Genomic DNA, 18,728 nt, shown 5'->3' with positions numbered 1-18,728 from the left:
ACGGTAAAGATTCTTTTTATTTATATTATAGATAGCTAGTTTTAGAGAGAGGAGGCTTACAATAAAACAAGCTATGAATAAGACATTCAAAAGGAGCTGGAATGTATGGGGTATATTGTAGATATTTCAAAATGGAATGGAACTATCAATTGGGATATTGCAGCATCTCAGCTAGATTTAGTGATTGCTAGAGTTCAAGATGGCTCTAATACGGTGGATTTTATGTATCAAAATTATGTTAGTGAAATGAAAAAGCATAGTATCCCATTTGGTAATTATGCTTTTTGCCGTTTTATATCTATTGCTGATGCAAAGAAAGAGGCACAAGATTTTTGGAATCGTGGTGATCAATCTGCTAAGTTTTGGGTAGCGGACGTAGAAGTTCAAACGATGGTAGATATGCAAGGCGGGACACAGGCATTTATTGATGAATTACGCCGTTTAGGTGCGGAAAAAGTAGGATTATATGTAGGGCATCACACGTATCTATCATTTGGAGCACGTAATATTGAAGCTGATTTCGTATGGATCCCTCGTTATGGAGGGAATAAGCCAGCATATCCATGCGATATGTGGCAATATACGGATTCAGGGAATGTTCCTGGGATTGGGAAATGTGATCTGAATCGATTAGTAGGAAATAAGTCACTTTCTTGGTTTATAAATTCGAACAAAGCAAATCAATCTAACATAGTGTATACACAGCAACCGAATGGCATTGGTATTGCAGTTTCGAAATATCCTGATGGATATGGAATAAATTTATATGAAAACCCCATGAATCCTCAATTTACAGGTACACTCACTCAAAAAATTCCATATTTAATCTTAGCAGGTTATTGGGGAGGCGGTGAGCAAGATATGATTTGTTTAGGGAACGATAAGCAGTGGGTATATTTAAAACATTTTAATGTGAAATGGTTTTATGCAACTTCAAAATATCCTGTCGGTTACGGAGTAAATTATTATGAAGAGCCTGAATGTATGAATTATAAAGGAAACATAGATGGATCGACATCTTTTCGAGTGTGGGGTAGAGTGGGAAATGCGGTAGATATCGGACAGAATAGTTGGATACCTGAAAAACATGTAATTATTAAGCAACTATAGAAGCTATATTTTTTTGAGAATTATATAAAGAGCCTTCTTACTATGCATAGTAAGAAGGCTCTTTATATTTAAAAATGAAAATACATGATACATAGTCAACTCATATGAAATGAATTACATGTAGAAAACACACTGTTTTCACAATGACTGTGTATAGTTAATTTGCATAATGATAAAAGTGAGGTATTTGAATTGAAAAAGAAGAAAATATTTATTGGAACAATTATTTCATGCATGATGCTAGCATTATCTGCATGTGGTTCCTCAGACAACGTAGTAACATCAAAAGTAGGAAATGTTACAGAGAAAGAATTAAGTAAAGAATTACGACAACAATATGGAGAAAGTACTTTATATCAAATGATGTTAAGTAAGGCATTGCTAGATAAATATAAAGTTTCAGATGAGGAAGCAAAAAAGAAAGTAGAAGAAGCAAAAGACAAAATGGGTGAAAACTTTAAATCGACTTTAGAACAACTTGGGTTGAAAAATGAAGATGAATTAAAAGAAAAAATGAAGCCAGAAATTGCATTTGAGAAAGCAATTAAAGCAACAGTTACAGATAAAGATGTGAAAGATAACTATAAACCAGAAATGAAAGTAAGTCACATTTTAGTGAAAGATGAAAAAACGGCTAAAGAAATAAAGGAGAAAGTAAATAATGGTGAAGATTTTGCTGCCTTAGCAAAACAGTATTCAGAAGATACTGGTTCAAAGGAACAGGGCGGGGAAATATCTGGTTTTGCCCCTGGACAAACAGTGAAAGAATTTGAGGAAGCTGCGTATAAATTAGATGCAGGCCAAGTAAGTGAGCCGGTTAAAACAACTTACGGTTACCATATTATTAAAGTGACGGATAAAAAAGAATTGAAGCCATTTGATGAAGTAAAGGATAAAATTCGTAAAGATATAGAACAACAAAGACTACAAGATACGACAGGTAAATGGAAACAACAAGTAGTCAATGATTTATTGAAAGATGCTGATATTAAAGTGAATAATAAAGAATTTAAAGATACATTTAAATTTCTAGAAAAGAAATAATGACTGTAATCATAATTAGAAAAAGGGAACTCATATAGAGTTCCCTTTTTCTAATTAGTGTGTGAGTTATAAATAGATAGTAAGACAATACAATATTACATTTAAATATTAAGAATTACAATGGAAAATTATGGATTATAATTATTTCAACGAAAGTGGATATTCTACGGTTTTCATTATGCAAGTTTATTACATATATTTACTCTTTAATAATGGATATCGAACATAATTTAAAAAATAATACATATAATGTTTTTGAATAAATATTTAACATGGATAATTAGTAAAAAGCTGAGCATTCGATTGGAAAGGATGTTCTTTTTCATATGAAAATTTTAGGATAAAGAATGAATCGTTTTAAACGCGTCATTTACCACATCAATAAATTAAGGTGGTGGAGAATATATGAAAGTAATCTTTCAAGGAGAGGGCGGCGCGAAAATTTTTGAGTCATATGATGAAAATGTAAGTGATTTATTAGCTATATTAAAAGAAACGAAAGGGATTAAAATCGGGATGGTTGAGTATAAAGTGTTAAAGTACGAACTTAATTATTTTCGTCATCCGAAAAAAGCGGATACAGAGAGAGAGTTACATATAATAGTACAACCTAAGTATATGTAATAAAATATAATAATAAAAATCATTGATTCAGTTTTGTAAAGTTCCATAGAGTATGTAAGAAAAGAGAGTGTTGTAAATGCTCTCTTTTCTTATGCTTTGTGAGTTCGTTCATCATAGTATATGTTTTCAGTTATAGATGGTTAATAAACGATAAAAATTTAAAACTTTTTCGTTTAGGCAGGGATTTTATATTTAAGTAAATAAATATACTATGAAGTATTTTTTATACGAATACTGGAGGAGTATAAAATGAGTTTAGCAAGTTACATAGGCTGTAATGTAGAAATTCCGTTAACGGATCCGGATTCTAATAATCTAATTGTTTTTGGACCGTGTTTTTCAGATGAAAGTATGCTTGGAATTGTACAAGATTATCAATTCCAAACAAATTACACATATGAGGTTTCAACTAGTTGGGGAATTGAACTTGTCGAGTGGCAAAATGTAAAGGAAAAAAAGAAGCGAAAGAAAAACTTTTAACTTTATGGAAGGTTATTCGGAAGATAGAGACTATTTCGAATTATTTAGTTGTTGGGTTGGTGATGAAGATAAGGAACGAGTAGGGGAATTGAACTTAAAAATAAATCATTTTAATATAGATGAATTATGTATTCCAGAAAGAACATTAGTTAGGATAGAAAAATAAGCTTTGAAATATTTTTTAGAAAAAGGTGATTTCACTTTGGGTGAAGTCGCCTTTTAGTTGTTATATGCATGTTATATAAGAAATGAAAAGTTTATTTGATAAAGGAAAAAAGTATGGAGATAAATAAAATTATGTTTTTTGTTAAGAAATAATAAGTATGGCTCTTCTCAAAAGAACGTAAGTTCGTGTATAATAGGAACGAATGTTCTTTTAAGAAGTAACCTAATTATAGTTTAGAAGTAAATTCGAGTTTAGTAAGTATTAAAAATAACTAAGGGATAGTATGGCTAAATAAATGTATAAATGATCAAGGAGATAAAAAATGAACGATGTAAAGATACAAAAAGAAGAAAGAGAGTGGGTTCCGTTTACAGTAATGTCCGAACAACTTTTAAATATGAGAAAGATTATTGGAGAGAAATTAAAAGTACAAAAACCGCTTTTAACAAATGAAGCAAAAGAGAGAATTTCTGATAAATTATTAACGTCATTACTGTCTGAGAAAGAAATATTGGTAACATATTTTGAAGATGGTTACATACTAACAAGCTACATGACTGTTGTACATATCAATCCGGTAAAACAAATTGTAATTTGTACAGACGCTTTTTATAAAACTTACGTATTTAACGCTATGGATATTATTGAAATAACGTAAAAGAAGCTGAGTATTAAATGGCAGCTTCTTTTATTTCTGATTTATGAGACAAATAATACAAGAAAAAGCAGCTAGCTTCGTGCTAGCTGCTGAGCCCCAGGGAAAGGGAGAAAAAGATAGGGTACTCCAAAATCGACAAGAGCTGTCAAACAGCCTGATTATAGTATAGACAAATTAAAATTTTCTATACAGAAAGTTGAACATAAGATTAGGCTGTACCCACTTGGTTTTGATCTGCAAGGTCAGAATCAAATGTATTGGTCGCGCTAACACCGCTAAAAGTATTAACAACAAAACCAACGTTTGATGCGCCGGAACCATTATAAGCTTTCGTATTTTCTTTCGGAGATACGTTGTAGAAATCACCTAAGTTAAATGATCCATTGCTATTTTGTACAACTAAATTTCCTACAACTGATGGCATAATTTTCACCTGCTTTATAATAAGTTGTTAACATTACTATATGGAGTTATAGTTCAGATGGTTCATACAATAAAAATTGTGGAATAGTAAAACGTTTGGAGCGTGGATTTCAATAAAAGTGTGTTAAAATTAATATAATAAAGTTGAGTAATTTTTTTAAAAAATTTGTATAATTGATATATATGAAAATAAAGGAGGCAAAATGTAATGAAAGATATTATGAAAAAAGTTGATTTAACAGATGCCAAATCAAGTAATCTTGTTGCATTAATTTATAGTAATGAAGTTATATTAGTTGAAGACGCATTTTGTCCAAATGAAATAAAATTAAAGTTTAATGAAATTGCAATTTTATCTGCAATTAAAACAGCTCATATTGCGAAAGTGTCTATTAGGAAAGAACTTGAAGCGCTTTTTCATGACACGGGTGTTATATTAGTGAAACAAAATGTTGATTATGGTAGTAGCCAATCTATTACCATGCATTTTGAGCAATTTAAAAAATTGCAAGATGAGATTGAACATTTAAATAAAAGTATGTAATAAAGCAGCTAAATAAAGGTTCTATCATAAAGGTGGAATGTGTTGTGTTGAAAAAGTGGTTTAAAAATTATTTGGGTGAATCGCATTGTAAACATAAATATATTTTTATTAAGATGCAGGATAATGAGGATTTTAAAAAAAGGTATATTAGGTGTAGTTTATATTTACCAGTGTAAGAAATGTGGAAAAGAGAAGTTGAAATGTAAAAACAATAATGAAATAAATAATGAATTTTTAGATATATAGCAAAAAGTAACCATGATGGTTACTTTTTTTGCTTATGTATGCAATATCAAAACCATTACTAAAGTATGAGTTGAGTTGATACTATAGTAAATCGCTGAATAAAAATGAAGAGAGTAAGATATAGGGAAGGAGGATGAGAGAAATGAAGCGAAAAGAAATTAGTAAATCTGTAATTATTACAGGCGTGACACAAGGGTTAGGACGTGCGATGGTTGATCGATTTCATGAATTAGGGTGGAACATATATGGTTGTGGACGTTCAAAAAATAAAATTGAAGAACTAAAAAAACAGTACAGTAAAATACATGATTTCCAAGTAATTGATGTTTCAGATTCTCAGCAAGTTAACGATTGGGCAAATTATATACTTAATAGACATATGGCTCCCGATCTGATAATAAATAATGCATCGATTGTAAATCAAAATGCACAACTTTGGAAAATTACGGCTCAAGAATTCGAAAATGTAATGAATGTAAACGTGAATGGTGTAGTAAATGTAATAAGAGCGTTTGTTCCCGCAATGGTAGCTAGGAAAGAAGGAATTATCATTAATATGAGTTCTAGTTGGGGGAGAGAAGGTGAAGCTGAGCTTGCGCCATATTGTGCCTCGAAATTTGCAATTGAAGGTATCACTAAATCTATGGCCCTGGAATTACCCCATGGCATGGCTGTAGTTGCTTTAGATCCTGGAGGGAGTATTAGTACTCCAATGCTGAAGTCATGTGCGCCACAATATATAAATGAATCGCCTACACCTGAAACTTGGTCACATAAAGCGATTGAATATATATTGAATATAACAATAGATAAAAATGGAGATTCATTGACATGCCCAGCATGCGTATAAAAAGCACCTTTAAGGTGCTTTTTATATTAGTAGCACATTATATCATTCACAAAATTACATCTGAAAAATAAAATAAAAGATTAAGGGTGAGATTTGTTTGTTTTGAAAGCTTTAGAAAATATTTGAATAGGTGATAAAAATGAATCCAAGCAGTTTAAAAGTGACAGGGGCATGGTTTCAAGTAGGGGGGAATCTTACAGCTGCTATTGGAACGACAAGAGGATTTATTGGAGAAGAGAAAGTTGAATCGGAACTTGTTATTGTAGGAAGCTCATTACAAGCCCTCGGGTATATATTACAAATCATTGCGAGCAATTATGATGATGGGGAAGAAAAAAGAGAGAATCAAAGTAAATTACTTGATCAAATAGGAATTGAGTTATTAGCATTAGGAAATATATCGAATGTAATAGGAATATATTTTAATATAAATGAACAATTGAAAGAAAATGATTATCTTATCATTACAGGGAACAGTTTACAATCGGTTGGTGCTTTTTTAGGAGTAGAAGCAGCTTTGGTGGATATAAATGTATTACAGAAAATTATTATACTGGGTAACTCCATGCAAAGTTTAGGAGCTGGATTACAAGCGTATCAAGGTGTTTTAAATGTATTGAAAGATGAGAAAGAAAATAAAGATAGTCTTTTTGATAAGAAGGATGAGAGAATCATTGCACTCATTGGTATTTGGATACAAGCGATAGGAACGTTAATTTCCGCAATTGGAATAACTGCAATAGAGGAAGAAAATAGGCTAGAAAACAATGAAAAGTCTGAAATACTTATATAAATAGAAGGAGATACATTGATTTTAGAGGCAGGTTAAGATTAAAATGGTAGTAGGTTTTTTTGCGTATATTTTGAAAAGTGATATATAAAATACAAAATAAGGAGTTTTCAAGGGATGATGTATTTATTAGCAATTTTTCTTCCACCTGTTGCTGTATTATTTTGTGGAAAACCAATTCAGGCAATCATAAATTTCATATTAACATTAATATTTTGGGTTCCAGGAGTTATACACGCAATTCTTGTAGTGCATGATAAAAAAGCTGATCGGCGTTTGAAAAAACAAATTCAAGCATATGATGAAATTAATAAGAGAAATCGAAGATAATTCATCTGCCAAATGTTTTTAAAAGAAAGGAGGATTAACCTCCTTTCTTTTTTAGTGGGTGTTAAGTTTAAATTTTTGTGTGGCGGAAAGAATTTTTAATGTAAGTATTATGATAATAACTTTTAGATTGTGCATGTAATAGGCCAGTATAAATGCTTTCTGGTACATTAAAGAAATCATACATACCATGCTTTAATTGGATTCGCAAAATCATAGAAAAAGGATTATAACCAACAGCAACTATATTTTTTGAGGTAACCGGAGATAGCTTCATTATTATGCAACTCCTTATTTTTCATTTTTAATAATTCTTTGTAGGTAACGGTATTGTGGTGTTGAAATCTTTATAATTAAAGAGGTATTATACCTATATTCAATATATTTAATATTGGTTATACGTAATTATAAGTAAGTTCACACGAAGTTCATATCGATATGCTATTTTTATTTCACCTTTGATTTATTAATAAGAAAATATTGACCATTTGAAAAAAAGGTATATTATTTATACGAGGTAATAAAAATTCACTTCTTTCATTATTATGCTAAAAGGGGCAGCATTATTAGAAAATTAGAAGTGAAAATAGTATGTATAAGAGCCATTCTAAAATTTGTAATCTGTGAATTGGGAAAATATTGAATGCTCCAGGTCAGTACACTTTCTTGCCTAAACGTATTTACGAAAGTGACCTCAATATTTTAAATTAAATCAACGGGAGAATTGAAAGGCAGGAGAAAGTAACATGTCAGAAAATTATCGTTCTCGCGAGGAGCGACGACAAGTTAAAAAGAAAAAACAACCAGCTTCTAAAACACAAAAACCAAAAGGTAAAACATCATTTTTCCGCAAGTTTTTAATTACTTGTTTATTACTTGGTATTGTAGGTTTAGTGGCGGGGGTTGCTACCTTTTTCGTAATGATTAAGGACGCACCAAAACTGGAAAAAGCAAAACTTGTTAATCCGTTATCCTCAAAAATTTATGATAAAAACGGGGATTTGGTATATGAATATGGAAAAGAAAAAAGGACGAATGTTACGTATGATCAAATACCTAAATTAGTAGAAAATGCATTTTTAGCGACAGAAGATTCACGTTTTTATGAGCATAGCGGAGTAGACTTTAAAGGTACTGCCCGTGCTGTTTTAGTGAGTCTTAAAGGAGATTATGGCTCTCAAGGTGGAAGTACGATAACACAGCAAGTTATTAAAAACTACTTCTTATCAATGGACAAAACACCAAAGCGTAAGGCGCAAGAAATATATTTAGCTTATAAGCTAGAACAACAGTATTCAAAACATGAAATATTAGAGATGTACTTAAATAAAATTAACTTAGGTAATCGTTCATATGGTATCGCAACAGCAGCACAAAACTACTATGGTAAAGAATTGAAGGACTTAACATTACCAGAAGTTGCGATGCTTGCAGGTTTACCGAAAGCACCGAATAACTATGATCCAACGAAAAAAGAAAATGTTCAAAAAGCAACAGAAAGAAGAAATGTTGTTCTAAACTTAATGAATCGACATGGATATATAACAAAACAGGAAATGGAAGAAGCAATAAAAGTTGACGTAGAAAAGGGACTCAAGCCTGCAGCTCAACTACAAACAATGCCATACCCTGCATTTATGGATGCAGTTGTGAAAGAAGTAGAAAAAGAATTGCCAGATGCTAATATTGGTTCTGACGGTTTAGAAATTTATACAACGTTAGATCCGAAAGCACAGAAACTTGCTGATAATATTTTAAATAATAATATCATTGATTATCCAAACGATAAATTCCAAGGTGCATTCACATTTATGGATACGAAAACAGGAGAAGTTCGTGCTATAGGTAGTGGCCGTGGAGAAAATAAAGCTGTATTTAAAGGGCATAATATGGCAATTGAATTAGATCGTGCAGCTGGTTCAACGATGAAGCCAATTTTCGACTATGCTCCTGCAATTGAATATTTAAAATGGGCTACGTATCATCAAATCGATGACTCTCCATTTAAGTATTCAACGGGTCAAGAAGTTCGAAATGCAGATAGAAGTCATATGGGTCCAATTACAATGCGTGAAGCATTAAAAATGTCGCGTAATATTCCTGCAATTAAAACTGCAAAAGAAGTAGGGATTAGTAAATCGAAAGAATTCTCTGAGAAACTAGGTATTACATTTAATACAGCACCGACAGAATCGACAGCGATTGGTACAAATGAAGTATCGCCAACTGAAATAGCGGGTGCTTATGCGGCATTTGGTAATGAAGGTAAATATACGAAACCGCATTTTGTTAAGAAAGTCGTTTATCCAGACGGTAAGTCACAAAGTTTTGGACAAAAACCAAAACAAGTTATGACAGATTCTACCGCATACATGATTACTGATATGCTTCGTTCTGTAGTTACATCAGGTACTGGTACATCGGCAAATGTAGGCTCTTTAGATGTAGCTGGTAAAACGGGTACGACAAACTATTCATCAAAGCAATTAGCTCAATATAAAATTCCAGAAAGTGCAACTCGTGATAGTTGGTTCGCTGGATATACACCGCAATATACGATGGCAGTATGGACTGGGTATATGAAAGATGGTAAAGACGAGTATATTAGTAGTAAAAATACGAAAATTGCACAGTTGATCTTTAAAGAAATGATGAGCGAAATGGCTACAGATAAATCACGCTTTAAAATGCCAAGTAGTGTTATTCAAGAAGGTAGTGAGCTACGTATAAAAGGTGAAAAACGTGATTCATCGCCAAATACTAGCGTACCGGATACAACAGAGCAACCAAAACAAGATCAACAGCAAAAAACTGAAGAAGAGAAAAAGCAAGAAGAATTAAAGAAACAAGAAGAACTGAAAAAACAAGAAGAACAAAAAGAACAAAAGAAACAAGAGGAACTTAAGAAGCAAGAAGAACAAAAGAAACAAGAAGAACAAAATAATGGAAATGGCCAAGGAACGACACCTCCAGTAAATAATGGAGGAGGCCAAGGAAATACGACACCTCCAGTAAATAATGGAGGAGGCCAAGGAAATACGACACCTCCAGCAAATAATGGAGGAGGTCAAGGAACGACACCTCCAGCGAATAACGGAGGAGACCAAGGAACGACACCTCCAGCAAATAACGGAGGAGGTCAAGGAACGACACCTCCAGCGAATAATAATGAAGGTCAAGGAACTCCAACCCCACCTGCAACAGTACAACCAAATAATGGTGGAAATGCAGGAGAGGTTCCTGCCAATAATGGACAATAAGAAAAATTTATAAAAATATTAAAAAGCACTTAAGATTTGTGGGAATTACAATCTTAAGTGCTTTTTTCATTTTGCTACAGAAAATGTAATGTTAAGGGCTGGATAGAAGAAAAAGAGTGAATTAACGTAAAGAGAGAAAAGTCTACTTGCAAATGATGGTATGTGTTGGTTATCCCGCAAAGGGACTAACTATGATGAATCATATAAAGTATTAAATAAGTAAAAATTATATTCAAATCTTTAATAAATGTCTTTCTTTAACGGTTACTTTAGTTTGGAAAACAATTAAAAAGTCGAATTTCTTATTTAAGGAATTCGACTTTGTTATGTTGAAACTGGATTAACGGTTCGCCTTATTAAAATGTAGGGGTAATACAGTGATAGCTATTAAATGTTAAACGTACCATGAAAATTTTGAAAAAAAATTGAAGGGAAATGATAAAAGACTTGAGTCTGAGGTAGTGGAGGATAACTATGGCTATGAATGGGAGTACTACTGGGGTGTGTACCATGATGCCAAAATGATGGGGTAACTTGACCGGGAATTTGATATTGCTGCCAAGTTGCGGGAAGTTCAATTCCTACATCGGAGCTGGCTGTATGAACTGCAGGAACATGTATCCCAGGAGTCGAAGGAACTACGGCAGTTACTCTTAATAATACCCACATAAAATATTCACTCCTAAGTTGAGTTAATAAATTAGTATATTCTTTTCACACATATAAAGGTACATATATAGGACTTTCGTTTAAAACATGCGTACAAAGTCTTAAGACTAATGTAAGCTGATGGTGGACTATTTAATATGAAAAGATACGTCTATTTGCGGAGGGAAAATAGATAAAAAAAATATACAATGAAGGTGTTAATCGTAATATTTTACGAGTGTATGGAGGTATTTTTATGGAACGATTATGGACGAAATCATTTATTCAAATGACTTTCGCAATGTTATTTTTATTTACAGGATTTTATTTACTTGTTCCAACGCTCCCGCTCTTTATTAAAGAGATAGGTGGCAATGAATCGCAAGTTGGACTTATGATGGGGATGTTTACAATAGCTGCGGTTGTAATACGACCGATTATTGGAGGAATGTTAGATCAATATGGTAGAAGATCCTTTATTATTTTCGGACTCATCTTTTTTGGCTTAACGATGTATTCCTATAATATAGCATCGACTATTGTCCTTTTAGCTGTTTTACGTGTTATTCACGGAGTAACATGGGCTGTTTCTACAACAGCTGTTGGAACAGCAATAACGGATATTATTCCAGATTCACGCCGCGGTGAAGGTATGGGTTGGTATGGGATGGCGATGACAATTGCAATGGCGATCGGACCTATGATTGGATTATGGGTTGTGCAAAATTATTCATTTGATGGTCTATTTTTATTAGCGACGTTGTTATCTTTTATGGCAGTCGTATTATCATTAATAACGAAGATGCCATTTACGCCACAAAAAGAAAAAGGGAAGATGCAGCTATTTGAGAAATCCGTATTAACAATCACGATTGTAGTATTCTTTTTATCGTTTGCATATGGAGGAATAACAACCTTTTTACCGTTATTTGCATCATCAATTCATGTGAATCCGGGAACTTTCTTTCTTGTATATGCAATTGCATTAACAATTGTAAGACCAATTTCAGGGAAACTATTAGATAAGTATGGAGAAGTATTCATCATACTTCCAGCATTATGTATTACTATTTTAGCTATAGTTGTTTTAACTATTTCAAATGGTTTGATAGGTGTAATTATCGCAGCAACATTATACGGTATTGGATTTGGTTCAGCGCAGCCAGCTTTGCAAGCGGCAATGCTTACAATTGTCGATCCGAGTAAAAGAGGAGTTGCAAATGCTTCATTTTTTACAGCATTTGATTTAGGAATCGGATTAGGTGCTATTTTACTTGGAGTTGTTTCACAAATGTTTGGTTATCGTATTTTATTTTCAGGGAGTGCAATTTCAGCATTGATAGCCTTAATTATTTTCGTCTTCTTTGTAAAACAACGATTAGGAAAAAAAGAGTTTGCGTAAACTGGAGGAATAAAGATGAGAATTTCAATTGATCGTAAAGCTCTGCAGTGGTTCCAGGAAGAATTACGTATAAAGCACGGTGAATCTGTACGTTTTACTGTAAGGTACGGAGGGGGATAGTTCAATTCAGCCCGGATATTCTTAGGAGTTGTTGTTGAGAAACCCGATGACGAAATAGTGTTAGTTGAGAAGGAAGGTATTATATTTTTTGTAGATTCTGATGATCTTTGGTATTTTCAAAACTATGATTTATTTGTAAGTTATCATGAGGAAATAGAAGAAATTCAATTTAATTATGTAAAATAATAACTTTATTAAAAATGAATAAGTTTTATATAAAAATTATATTTAAGAGATAGTGAAATAAATATCATATAGTAACGAGCTGTATTTATGTACAGCTCGTTTTTTTCTATTTCTCAAATAAAATTAGAATAATTGTATATTTGGCGGTGTTATATGAAAAATCTTTATATCTTGTTTTTGAAAATATGCAAAGAAGTCTATCCTTTCTTTATAAAATATAAGAATTATTTTCAAAAAATTGTATTGTTACAGTAAGAAAAGTGTAGGAAACTTATCATTATAAAATAAATTGAAATCTTCTAAAAACTCTGATACATTGAAATAGAAATGTAGTTTCACAATATTGTAAAGGCTTACAGTTATGTGCACGAAGATCTATTAGGATTGGAGGAAATAATGATGAAAGCTGAAGAAAAATTTTCCCCGGGATTAGATGGTATAGTGGCAGCGGAGACGAAAATCTCGTTTCTTGACACAGTAAAAGGTGAAATTGTAATTCAAGGGTATGACTTAATCGAACTCTCAAAAACAAAAGAGTATTTAGACATTGTGCACCTTTTATTGGAGGAACATCTACCGAATGAAGATGAAAAAGCAACACTTGAAAAGAAATTAAAAGAAGAATATGCAGTACCAGAAGGTGTATTCAACGTACTAAAGGCATTGCCTAAAGAGACGCATCCCATGGATGGATTACGTACAGGTGTGTCAGCGTTAGCTGGTTACGATAATGATATCGAAAACCGCTCGTTAGAAGTGAATAAAAGCCGAGGGTACAAGCTGTTAAGTAAAGTGCCAAACATTGTAGCAAATAGCTATCATATTTTAAATAATGAGGAGCCAATTGAACCTCTTAAAGAATTATCTTATAGTGCGAATTTCTTCTATATGTTAACTGGTAAAAAACCAACTGAACTTGAGGAAAAGATCTTTGATCGTTCCCTTGTTTTATATAGTGAGCATGAAATGCCAAACTCTACATTTACAGCTCGCGTTATTGCATCAACACAATCAGATTTATACGGTGCTCTAACAGGTGCAGTTGCATCTTTAAAAGGAAGTTTACATGGCGGTGCAAATGAAGCGGTTATGTACATGCTTTTAGAAGCTGGTAATGTTGAGAAATTTGAAGAGTTATTACAGAAGAAACTATATAACAAAGAAAAAATTATGGGCTTTGGACACCGTGTTTATATGAAGAAGATGGATCCAAGAGCACTTATGATGAAGGAAGCTTTAAAACAGTTATGTGATGTAAAAGGTGATTATACACTATATGAAATGTGTGAAGCTGGAGAAAAGATTATGGAAAAAGAAAAAGGAATTTATCCAAATCTTGATTATTATGCAGCTCCAGTATATTGGATGCTAGGTATTCCAATTCAACTTTACACACCAATCTTCTTTAGCTCTAGAACAGTGGGGTTATGTGCGCACGTTATTGAGCAACATGCAAATAATCGTTTGTTCCGTCCACGTGTAAATTATATTGGCGAGCGACATGTACTTAGTAAATAAGAACAACTGGGGAGTTGTTAGCGCCGCCCGCCAGATGGGTGTTTGACCGACACCCATCATTAATAATAACGAATTTTCGACAGAAAGGGAAGAATAGCATGATTAAAACAAATGAAATTAAGCAAAAAGATGCATTATTAGAAGAGATTACCGATTATGTATTAAATAAAGAGGTTACTAGTGCAGAAGCATTCAGTACAGCTCGTTACGTATTACTTGATACACTTGGATGTGGAATTTTAGCACTGCAATATCCAGAATGTACGAAATTACTAGGACCAGTTGTGCCAGGAACAATCGTGCCAAATGGTACACGTGTACCAGGTACGTCTTATGTACTAGATCCAGTAAAAGGTGCATTTAATATCGGATGTATGATCCGTTGGTTAGACTATAACGATACTTGGCTTGCAGCAGAGTGGGGACATCCATCTGATAATCTAGGCGGAATTTTAGCAGTTGCAGATTATATTAGCCGTGTTCGTATTTCAGAAGGAAAAGAAGCTTTAAAAGTACGTGAAGTATTAGAAATGATGATTAAAGCACATGAAATTCAAGGCGTGCTTGCTTTAGAAAACAGCTTAAACAGAGTTGGTCTTGACCATGTATTATATGTAAAAGTAGCAACAACTGCAGTAGTTGCGAAAATGCTTGGTGGAACACGTGAAGAAATCTTTAATGCATTATCACATGCGTGGATTGATAATTCTAGTCTTCGTACATATCGTCATGCTCCAAATACGGGCTCACGTAAATCATGGGCTGCAGGTGACGCAACGAGCCGCGGTGTTCATCTTGCAATGACTGCTCTAAAAGGTGAAATGGGTTATCCAACAGCATTATCTGCGCCAGGATGGGGATTCCAAGATGTATTATTCAATAAACAAGAATTAAAATTAGCAAGACCACTAGAGTCATATGTAATGGAAAATGTATTATTTAAAGTGTCATATCCAGCAGAATTCCATGCACAAACGGCTGCAGAATGTGCAGTGAAGTTGCATCCGGAAATTAAAGAGAGATTAGATGAAATTGACCGTATTACAATTACAACTCATGAATCAGCAATTCGTATTATTGATAAAGAAGGTCCATTAAATAACCCAGCTGATCGTGATCATTGCTTACAATACATTACGGCAATTGGTTTATTAAAAGGAGATATCGTTGCAGACGATTATGAAGATGCAGTAGCAAACGATCCACGTGTAGATGAATTACGTAATAAGATGGTTGTTGTTGAAAACAAACAGTACAGTTTAGATTACCTTGACCCGAACAAGCGCTCAATCGCCAACGCTGTTCAAGTTCACTTTAAAGATGGCACAGTAACAGAAAATGTGGAATGTGAATATCCACTTGGTCACCGCTTCCGTAGAGACGAAGCAATTCCAAAAGTTGTTCAAAAATTCACTGCAAATATGGCAGGTCATTATTCTAGTAAGCAACAAGAACAAATTCATGAAGTTTGTTTAAATGAAGAAAAACTAGAAAATATGAATGTAAACGAATTTGTAGATCTATTCTTAATTTAATAATAGGGGGAATTTAGAATGGCTTGGGTTGTGAAAAAGCAGTCAACACAAGAGGAGCTTGCGAATCGATTCCGAGCTTTAGTAGAAGCAAATGAAATTTTGCAAATTCCAGGTGCTCATGATGCAATGGCAGCTCTTGTTGCAAAAAATACAGGTTTTTCAGCTCTTTATTTATCAGGAGCTGCTTATACTGCAAGTAAAGGCTTACCAGATTTAGGTATCGTGACGTCTACTGAAGTGGCTGAGAGAGCAAGAGATTTAGTAAGAGCTACAGACTTACCTGTTCTTGTTGACATTGATACAGGATTTGGTGGTGTACTAAATGTGGCGAGAACAGCTGTAGAAATGGTGGAAGCGAAAGTAGCAGCTGTCCAAATTGAAGATCAACAATTACCAAAAAAATGTGGACATTTAAATGGTAAGAAACTTGTTACTACAGAAGAATTGGTTCAAAAAATTAAAGCGATTAAAGAAGTTGCACCGAGCTTATACATTGTAGCACGTACTGATGCTCGCGGCGTTGAAGGATTAGATGAAGCAATTGAAAGAGCAAATGCATATGTAAAAGCAGGTGCAGACGCAATTTTCCCTGAAGCGCTTCAATCAGAGGAAGAATTCCGTCTATTTAATAGTAAGGTAAATGCACCTTTGCTTGCGAATATGACTGAATTCGGAAAAACTCCATATTATAGTGCAGAGGAATTTGCGAATATGGGCTTCCAAATGGTTATTTATCCTGTAACTTCACTTCGCGTTGCAGCGAAAGCATATGAAAATGTGTTTGCTTTAATTAAAGAAACAGGTTCTCAAAAAGATGCACTGTCTAATATGCAAACGAGAAGTGAATTATACGAAACAATTTCATATCATGACTTTGAAGAGTTAGATACTGGTATTGCAAAAACAGTATTATCAGAAGATCAATAGATAAAGCAGCGAAGGCGATGAAAATACATCTTTGGCAAAATAAAATGCTTGATGTGAAAAATCATCGCCTTCTATTTTCAAAAAAGATATTCCACTCATCGTAGACGAGCATAAGCAAAAAGCTATGAAAGCCGAATGATAGGGGGATACATATGGAGAAAACGAAGTTACCATGGGATGAATTTTTTTCACTTAATAAAGATATAAATCATACTTACTTTACACCAGAAGATTTTTCAGGTGATGAAGATTTAATCGCAAAAACGACAGAACAATTCGTTAAACAAGAAATTGTTCCACAAATGGAGAATATTGAACAACATAACTATAAAGTTTCTCGTCAATTATTTGAGAAAGCTGGGGAACTTGGATTATTAGGCATTGAGGTACCAGAAGATTATGGCGGGTTCGAGTTAGGAAAGGCTGTCTCAGGTCTTGTAGCAGAGAAAATGGGTTACGCTGGTGCGTTTAGCGTTTCTTTTAATATACACGCTGGTGTCGGTACATTGCCTTACATATATTATGGAACGAAAGAGCAAAAAGAAAAATATTTACCGAAAATCGCATCGGGAGAATGGATTGGGGCTTATGCTTTAACGGAGCCAAATGCTGGTTCGGATGCATTAAGTGCAAAAACAAGCGCCGTATTGAATGAAGAGGGAACAGCTTGGAAGTTAAATGGTGAGAAGCAATGGATTACAAATGCTCATATGGCAGATGTATACGTTGTTTTTGCGAAGACAAATAAAGGAATGACAGCGTTTATTGTCGAAAGAACATGTGAAGGTGTATCTATTGGATTAGAAGAAAAGAAAATGGGGATTAAAGGTTCTTCAACAGCGACTCTTATTTTAGAAGATGTTGTCATCCCTGCTGAAAATGTTTTAGGGGAAGTTGGGAAAGGGCATCACGTAGCCCTTAATATTCTTAACTTTGCTAGACTTAAACTTGCTTTTGGAAATATTGGAACAGCAAAACAAGCAATTGGTTTGTCGGTTCAATATGGAAAAGAGCGAAAACAGTTCCAAACGGAATTAGTAGACTTTACGATGATTCAAGAGAAAATTGCAAATATGATCATTGCTACATATGGAGCAGAAAGTGCAGCTTATCGTACAGCAGGTGTAATCGATGAAGCAATTCATGAGAGCGATGAAGATCTTATGAAGAAAATGTCTCAATTTGCAATTGAATGTGCACTGAATAAAGTAAATGCTTCTGAAACACTTGCTTATATCGTAGATGAAGCTGTACAAATTCATGGTGGTTACGGTTATATGCAAGAGTATGAGGTAGAACGATTATATCGTGATGCAAGAATTAGTCGTATTTTTGAAGGAACGAACGAAATTAATAGATTAACAGTTGCTAAAATGTTAATGAAACAAATCGAACAATTAGAAGATACTGAAGTAGAAAGTAATGTAGCAAATGTAGAAAGAAACCATCGTTACATTTTATTAGCGAAAAAATTGTTGAAACAATCTTTGAAAACGCTCTCTAAAACTCCAGGTCTAAAAATTGACCAAGAACAAGAATATTCACGTGTAATATCAAATATGTTGACGGACGTGTACATCATGGAATCAGCGTTTTTACGTACGAGAAAAGCGGTACGTAAAAATGGAGAGGAAAAAGAACGTACGAAGCAACTCATAACGGATGTTATTTGTGAAGAAGGATACCGTAAAGTAGAAGAAGCGGCGATTTCTGTACTTTCAGCAGCTGTCACAAAAGAACAAGATAGAAATGTGATTTTAGCTGAAATCCGTCAATTATTAGTGCCTTTATACACGAACGTATTTACGAAGAAGAGAGAAATTGCGAAAGCTATTATAAATCGCGGGAAATATATTGTGTAAATAGGAGG

The 18,728-nt window shown here is 33.6% G+C and carries 19 protein-coding genes and 2 pseudogenes; 18 read left to right on the top strand and 3 right to left on the bottom strand.

Features of this window, described 5'->3' with window-relative positions; genetic code table 11:
• The first annotated feature begins 105 nt into the window (after positions 1-105).
• The 6 genes from ACTFR8_RS03180 (at position 106) to ACTFR8_RS03155 (ending at position 4,082) form a co-directional block, all read left to right on the top strand.
• The gene (locus tag ACTFR8_RS03180; protein ID WP_000540659.1) at positions 106-1,110 is read left to right on the top strand and encodes a glycoside hydrolase family 25 protein; all 1,005 of its coding nucleotides are present in this window, start codon (positions 106-108) and stop codon (positions 1,108-1,110) included.
• A 192-nt stretch (positions 1,111-1,302) separates the two neighbouring features.
• Positions 1,303-2,154, top strand: a complete 852-nt coding sequence (locus tag ACTFR8_RS03175) for a peptidylprolyl isomerase PrsA (RefSeq protein WP_000727342.1) — start codon at positions 1,303-1,305, stop codon at positions 2,152-2,154.
• 405 nt (positions 2,155-2,559) lie between these two features.
• Positions 2,560-2,778, top strand: a complete 219-nt coding sequence (locus ACTFR8_RS03170; RefSeq protein WP_000864279.1) for a hypothetical protein — start codon at positions 2,560-2,562, stop codon at positions 2,776-2,778.
• A 249-nt stretch (positions 2,779-3,027) separates the two neighbouring features.
• Entirely contained in the window at positions 3,028-3,258 is a 231-nt protein-coding gene (locus ACTFR8_RS03165; protein WP_000050518.1) for a hypothetical protein, read from the top strand.
• 4 nt (positions 3,259-3,262) lie between these two features.
• Positions 3,263-3,424: a hypothetical protein gene (locus tag ACTFR8_RS03160; protein WP_165851656.1), complete on the top strand. Its 162-nt coding sequence runs from the start codon at positions 3,263-3,265 to the stop codon at positions 3,422-3,424.
• A 322-nt stretch (positions 3,425-3,746) separates the two neighbouring features.
• Positions 3,747-4,082, top strand: coding sequence for a YolD-like family protein (locus ACTFR8_RS03155; protein WP_001999741.1), 336 nt, complete (start codon positions 3,747-3,749; stop codon positions 4,080-4,082).
• A gap of 208 nt (positions 4,083-4,290) precedes the next feature.
• Here ACTFR8_RS03155 and gerPF read toward each other — a convergent pair whose 3' ends face one another.
• Positions 4,291-4,506: a spore germination protein GerPF gene (gerPF, locus tag ACTFR8_RS03150; RefSeq protein WP_001141569.1), complete on the bottom strand. Its 216-nt coding sequence runs from the start codon at positions 4,504-4,506 to the stop codon at positions 4,291-4,293.
• Positions 4,507-4,713: 207 nt separating this feature from the next.
• Here gerPF and ACTFR8_RS03145 point away from each other — a divergent pair, with 207 nt between their 5' ends.
• The 5 genes and pseudogenes from ACTFR8_RS03145 (at position 4,714) to ACTFR8_RS03125 (ending at position 7,265) form a co-directional block, all read left to right on the top strand.
• Positions 4,714-5,049, top strand: coding sequence for a hypothetical protein (locus ACTFR8_RS03145; RefSeq protein WP_000651907.1), 336 nt, complete (start codon positions 4,714-4,716; stop codon positions 5,047-5,049).
• Between the two features lie 44 nt (positions 5,050-5,093).
• Positions 5,094-5,295, top strand: a pseudogene (locus tag ACTFR8_RS03140) (hypothetical protein).
• Positions 5,296-5,437: 142 nt separating this feature from the next.
• Positions 5,438-6,145: an SDR family oxidoreductase gene (locus ACTFR8_RS03135; RefSeq protein WP_000823068.1), complete on the top strand. Its 708-nt coding sequence runs from the start codon at positions 5,438-5,440 to the stop codon at positions 6,143-6,145.
• Positions 6,146-6,284: 139 nt separating this feature from the next.
• Positions 6,285-6,938, top strand: a complete 654-nt coding sequence (locus ACTFR8_RS03130) for a DUF6944 family repetitive protein (RefSeq protein WP_001070044.1) — start codon at positions 6,285-6,287, stop codon at positions 6,936-6,938.
• Between the two features lie 114 nt (positions 6,939-7,052).
• Positions 7,053-7,265 (top strand): YqaE/Pmp3 family membrane protein, encoded by a 213-nt coding sequence (locus tag ACTFR8_RS03125; protein WP_000990219.1) that lies wholly within the window; start codon positions 7,053-7,055, stop codon positions 7,263-7,265.
• A gap of 67 nt (positions 7,266-7,332) precedes the next feature.
• Here ACTFR8_RS03125 and ACTFR8_RS03120 read toward each other — a convergent pair whose 3' ends face one another.
• Complete coding sequence (locus ACTFR8_RS03120) at positions 7,333-7,539, bottom strand: KTSC domain-containing protein (RefSeq protein WP_000777843.1); 207 nt, start codon at positions 7,537-7,539, stop codon at positions 7,333-7,335.
• 469 nt (positions 7,540-8,008) lie between these two features.
• Here ACTFR8_RS03120 and ACTFR8_RS03115 point away from each other — a divergent pair, with 469 nt between their 5' ends.
• A complete protein-coding gene (locus tag ACTFR8_RS03115; protein ID WP_144608094.1) occupies positions 8,009-10,522 on the top strand; it encodes a transglycosylase domain-containing protein in 2,514 nt (837 codons plus the stop codon).
• Positions 10,523-10,909: 387 nt separating this feature from the next.
• Here ACTFR8_RS03115 and ACTFR8_RS03110 read toward each other — a convergent pair whose 3' ends face one another.
• Complete coding sequence (locus tag ACTFR8_RS03110; RefSeq protein ID WP_000270093.1) at positions 10,910-11,191, bottom strand: hypothetical protein; 282 nt, start codon at positions 11,189-11,191, stop codon at positions 10,910-10,912.
• A 235-nt stretch (positions 11,192-11,426) separates the two neighbouring features.
• Here ACTFR8_RS03110 and ACTFR8_RS03105 point away from each other — a divergent pair, with 235 nt between their 5' ends.
• From ACTFR8_RS03105 to ACTFR8_RS03080, 6 genes and pseudogenes are all read left to right on the top strand, one after another.
• Entirely contained in the window at positions 11,427-12,572 is a 1,146-nt protein-coding gene (locus ACTFR8_RS03105) for an MFS transporter (RefSeq protein WP_000440665.1), read from the top strand.
• Positions 12,573-12,587: 15 nt separating this feature from the next.
• Positions 12,588-12,878, top strand: a pseudogene (locus ACTFR8_RS03100) (HesB/YadR/YfhF family protein).
• 396 nt (positions 12,879-13,274) lie between these two features.
• Entirely contained in the window at positions 13,275-14,396 is a 1,122-nt protein-coding gene (gene mmgD, locus ACTFR8_RS03095) for a citrate synthase (protein WP_001987369.1), read from the top strand.
• A 98-nt stretch (positions 14,397-14,494) separates the two neighbouring features.
• Positions 14,495-15,931, top strand: a complete 1,437-nt coding sequence (gene prpD, locus ACTFR8_RS03090; RefSeq protein ID WP_000598123.1) for a 2-methylcitrate dehydratase — start codon at positions 14,495-14,497, stop codon at positions 15,929-15,931.
• 18 nt (positions 15,932-15,949) lie between these two features.
• Positions 15,950-16,858, top strand: coding sequence for a methylisocitrate lyase (gene prpB / locus ACTFR8_RS03085; protein WP_000312639.1), 909 nt, complete (start codon positions 15,950-15,952; stop codon positions 16,856-16,858).
• Between the two features lie 152 nt (positions 16,859-17,010).
• Positions 17,011-18,720 carry an acyl-CoA dehydrogenase family protein gene (locus ACTFR8_RS03080; protein WP_000415998.1) on the top strand — a complete coding sequence of 570 codons (1,710 nt, stop codon included), beginning with the start codon at positions 17,011-17,013 and terminating at the stop codon, positions 18,718-18,720.
• Positions 18,721-18,728 lie beyond the last annotated feature (8 nt).

Source organism: Bacillus cereus group sp. MYBK15-3, assembly GCF_051916765.1.
Lineage (GTDB): Bacteria > Bacillota > Bacilli > Bacillales > Bacillaceae_G > Bacillus_A > Bacillus_A cereus.
Note: the sequence above shows the minus strand (reverse complement) of the source record. Positions and strands in the feature narration are given on the sequence as shown.

Coding starts and splice junctions, on each gene's coding strand:
- ACTFR8_RS03145 (WP_000651907.1), top strand. CDS start 4,714: ATGAAAGATATTATGAAAAAAGTTGATTTAACAGATGCCAAATCAAGT.
- ACTFR8_RS03110 (WP_000270093.1), bottom strand. CDS start 11,191: ATGTGGGTATTATTAAGAGTAACTGCCGTAGTTCCTTCGACTCCTGGG.
- ACTFR8_RS03165 (WP_000050518.1), top strand. CDS start 3,028: ATGAGTTTAGCAAGTTACATAGGCTGTAATGTAGAAATTCCGTTAACG.
- ACTFR8_RS03080 (WP_000415998.1), top strand. CDS start 17,011: ATGGAGAAAACGAAGTTACCATGGGATGAATTTTTTTCACTTAATAAA.
- ACTFR8_RS03125 (WP_000990219.1), top strand. CDS start 7,053: ATGATGTATTTATTAGCAATTTTTCTTCCACCTGTTGCTGTATTATTT.
- ACTFR8_RS03115 (WP_144608094.1), top strand. CDS start 8,009: ATGTCAGAAAATTATCGTTCTCGCGAGGAGCGACGACAAGTTAAAAAG.
- ACTFR8_RS03130 (WP_001070044.1), top strand. CDS start 6,285: ATGAATCCAAGCAGTTTAAAAGTGACAGGGGCATGGTTTCAAGTAGGG.
- ACTFR8_RS03155 (WP_001999741.1), top strand. CDS start 3,747: ATGAACGATGTAAAGATACAAAAAGAAGAAAGAGAGTGGGTTCCGTTT.
- ACTFR8_RS03135 (WP_000823068.1), top strand. CDS start 5,438: ATGAAGCGAAAAGAAATTAGTAAATCTGTAATTATTACAGGCGTGACA.
- mmgD (WP_001987369.1), top strand. CDS start 13,275: ATGATGAAAGCTGAAGAAAAATTTTCCCCGGGATTAGATGGTATAGTG.
- ACTFR8_RS03180 (WP_000540659.1), top strand. CDS start 106: ATGGGGTATATTGTAGATATTTCAAAATGGAATGGAACTATCAATTGG.
- gerPF (WP_001141569.1), bottom strand. CDS start 4,506: ATGCCATCAGTTGTAGGAAATTTAGTTGTACAAAATAGCAATGGATCA.
- prpB (WP_000312639.1), top strand. CDS start 15,950: ATGGCTTGGGTTGTGAAAAAGCAGTCAACACAAGAGGAGCTTGCGAAT.
- ACTFR8_RS03105 (WP_000440665.1), top strand. CDS start 11,427: ATGGAACGATTATGGACGAAATCATTTATTCAAATGACTTTCGCAATG.
- ACTFR8_RS03170 (WP_000864279.1), top strand. CDS start 2,560: ATGAAAGTAATCTTTCAAGGAGAGGGCGGCGCGAAAATTTTTGAGTCA.
- prpD (WP_000598123.1), top strand. CDS start 14,495: ATGATTAAAACAAATGAAATTAAGCAAAAAGATGCATTATTAGAAGAG.
- ACTFR8_RS03160 (WP_165851656.1), top strand. CDS start 3,263: ATGGAAGGTTATTCGGAAGATAGAGACTATTTCGAATTATTTAGTTGT.
- ACTFR8_RS03120 (WP_000777843.1), bottom strand. CDS start 7,539: ATGAAGCTATCTCCGGTTACCTCAAAAAATATAGTTGCTGTTGGTTAT.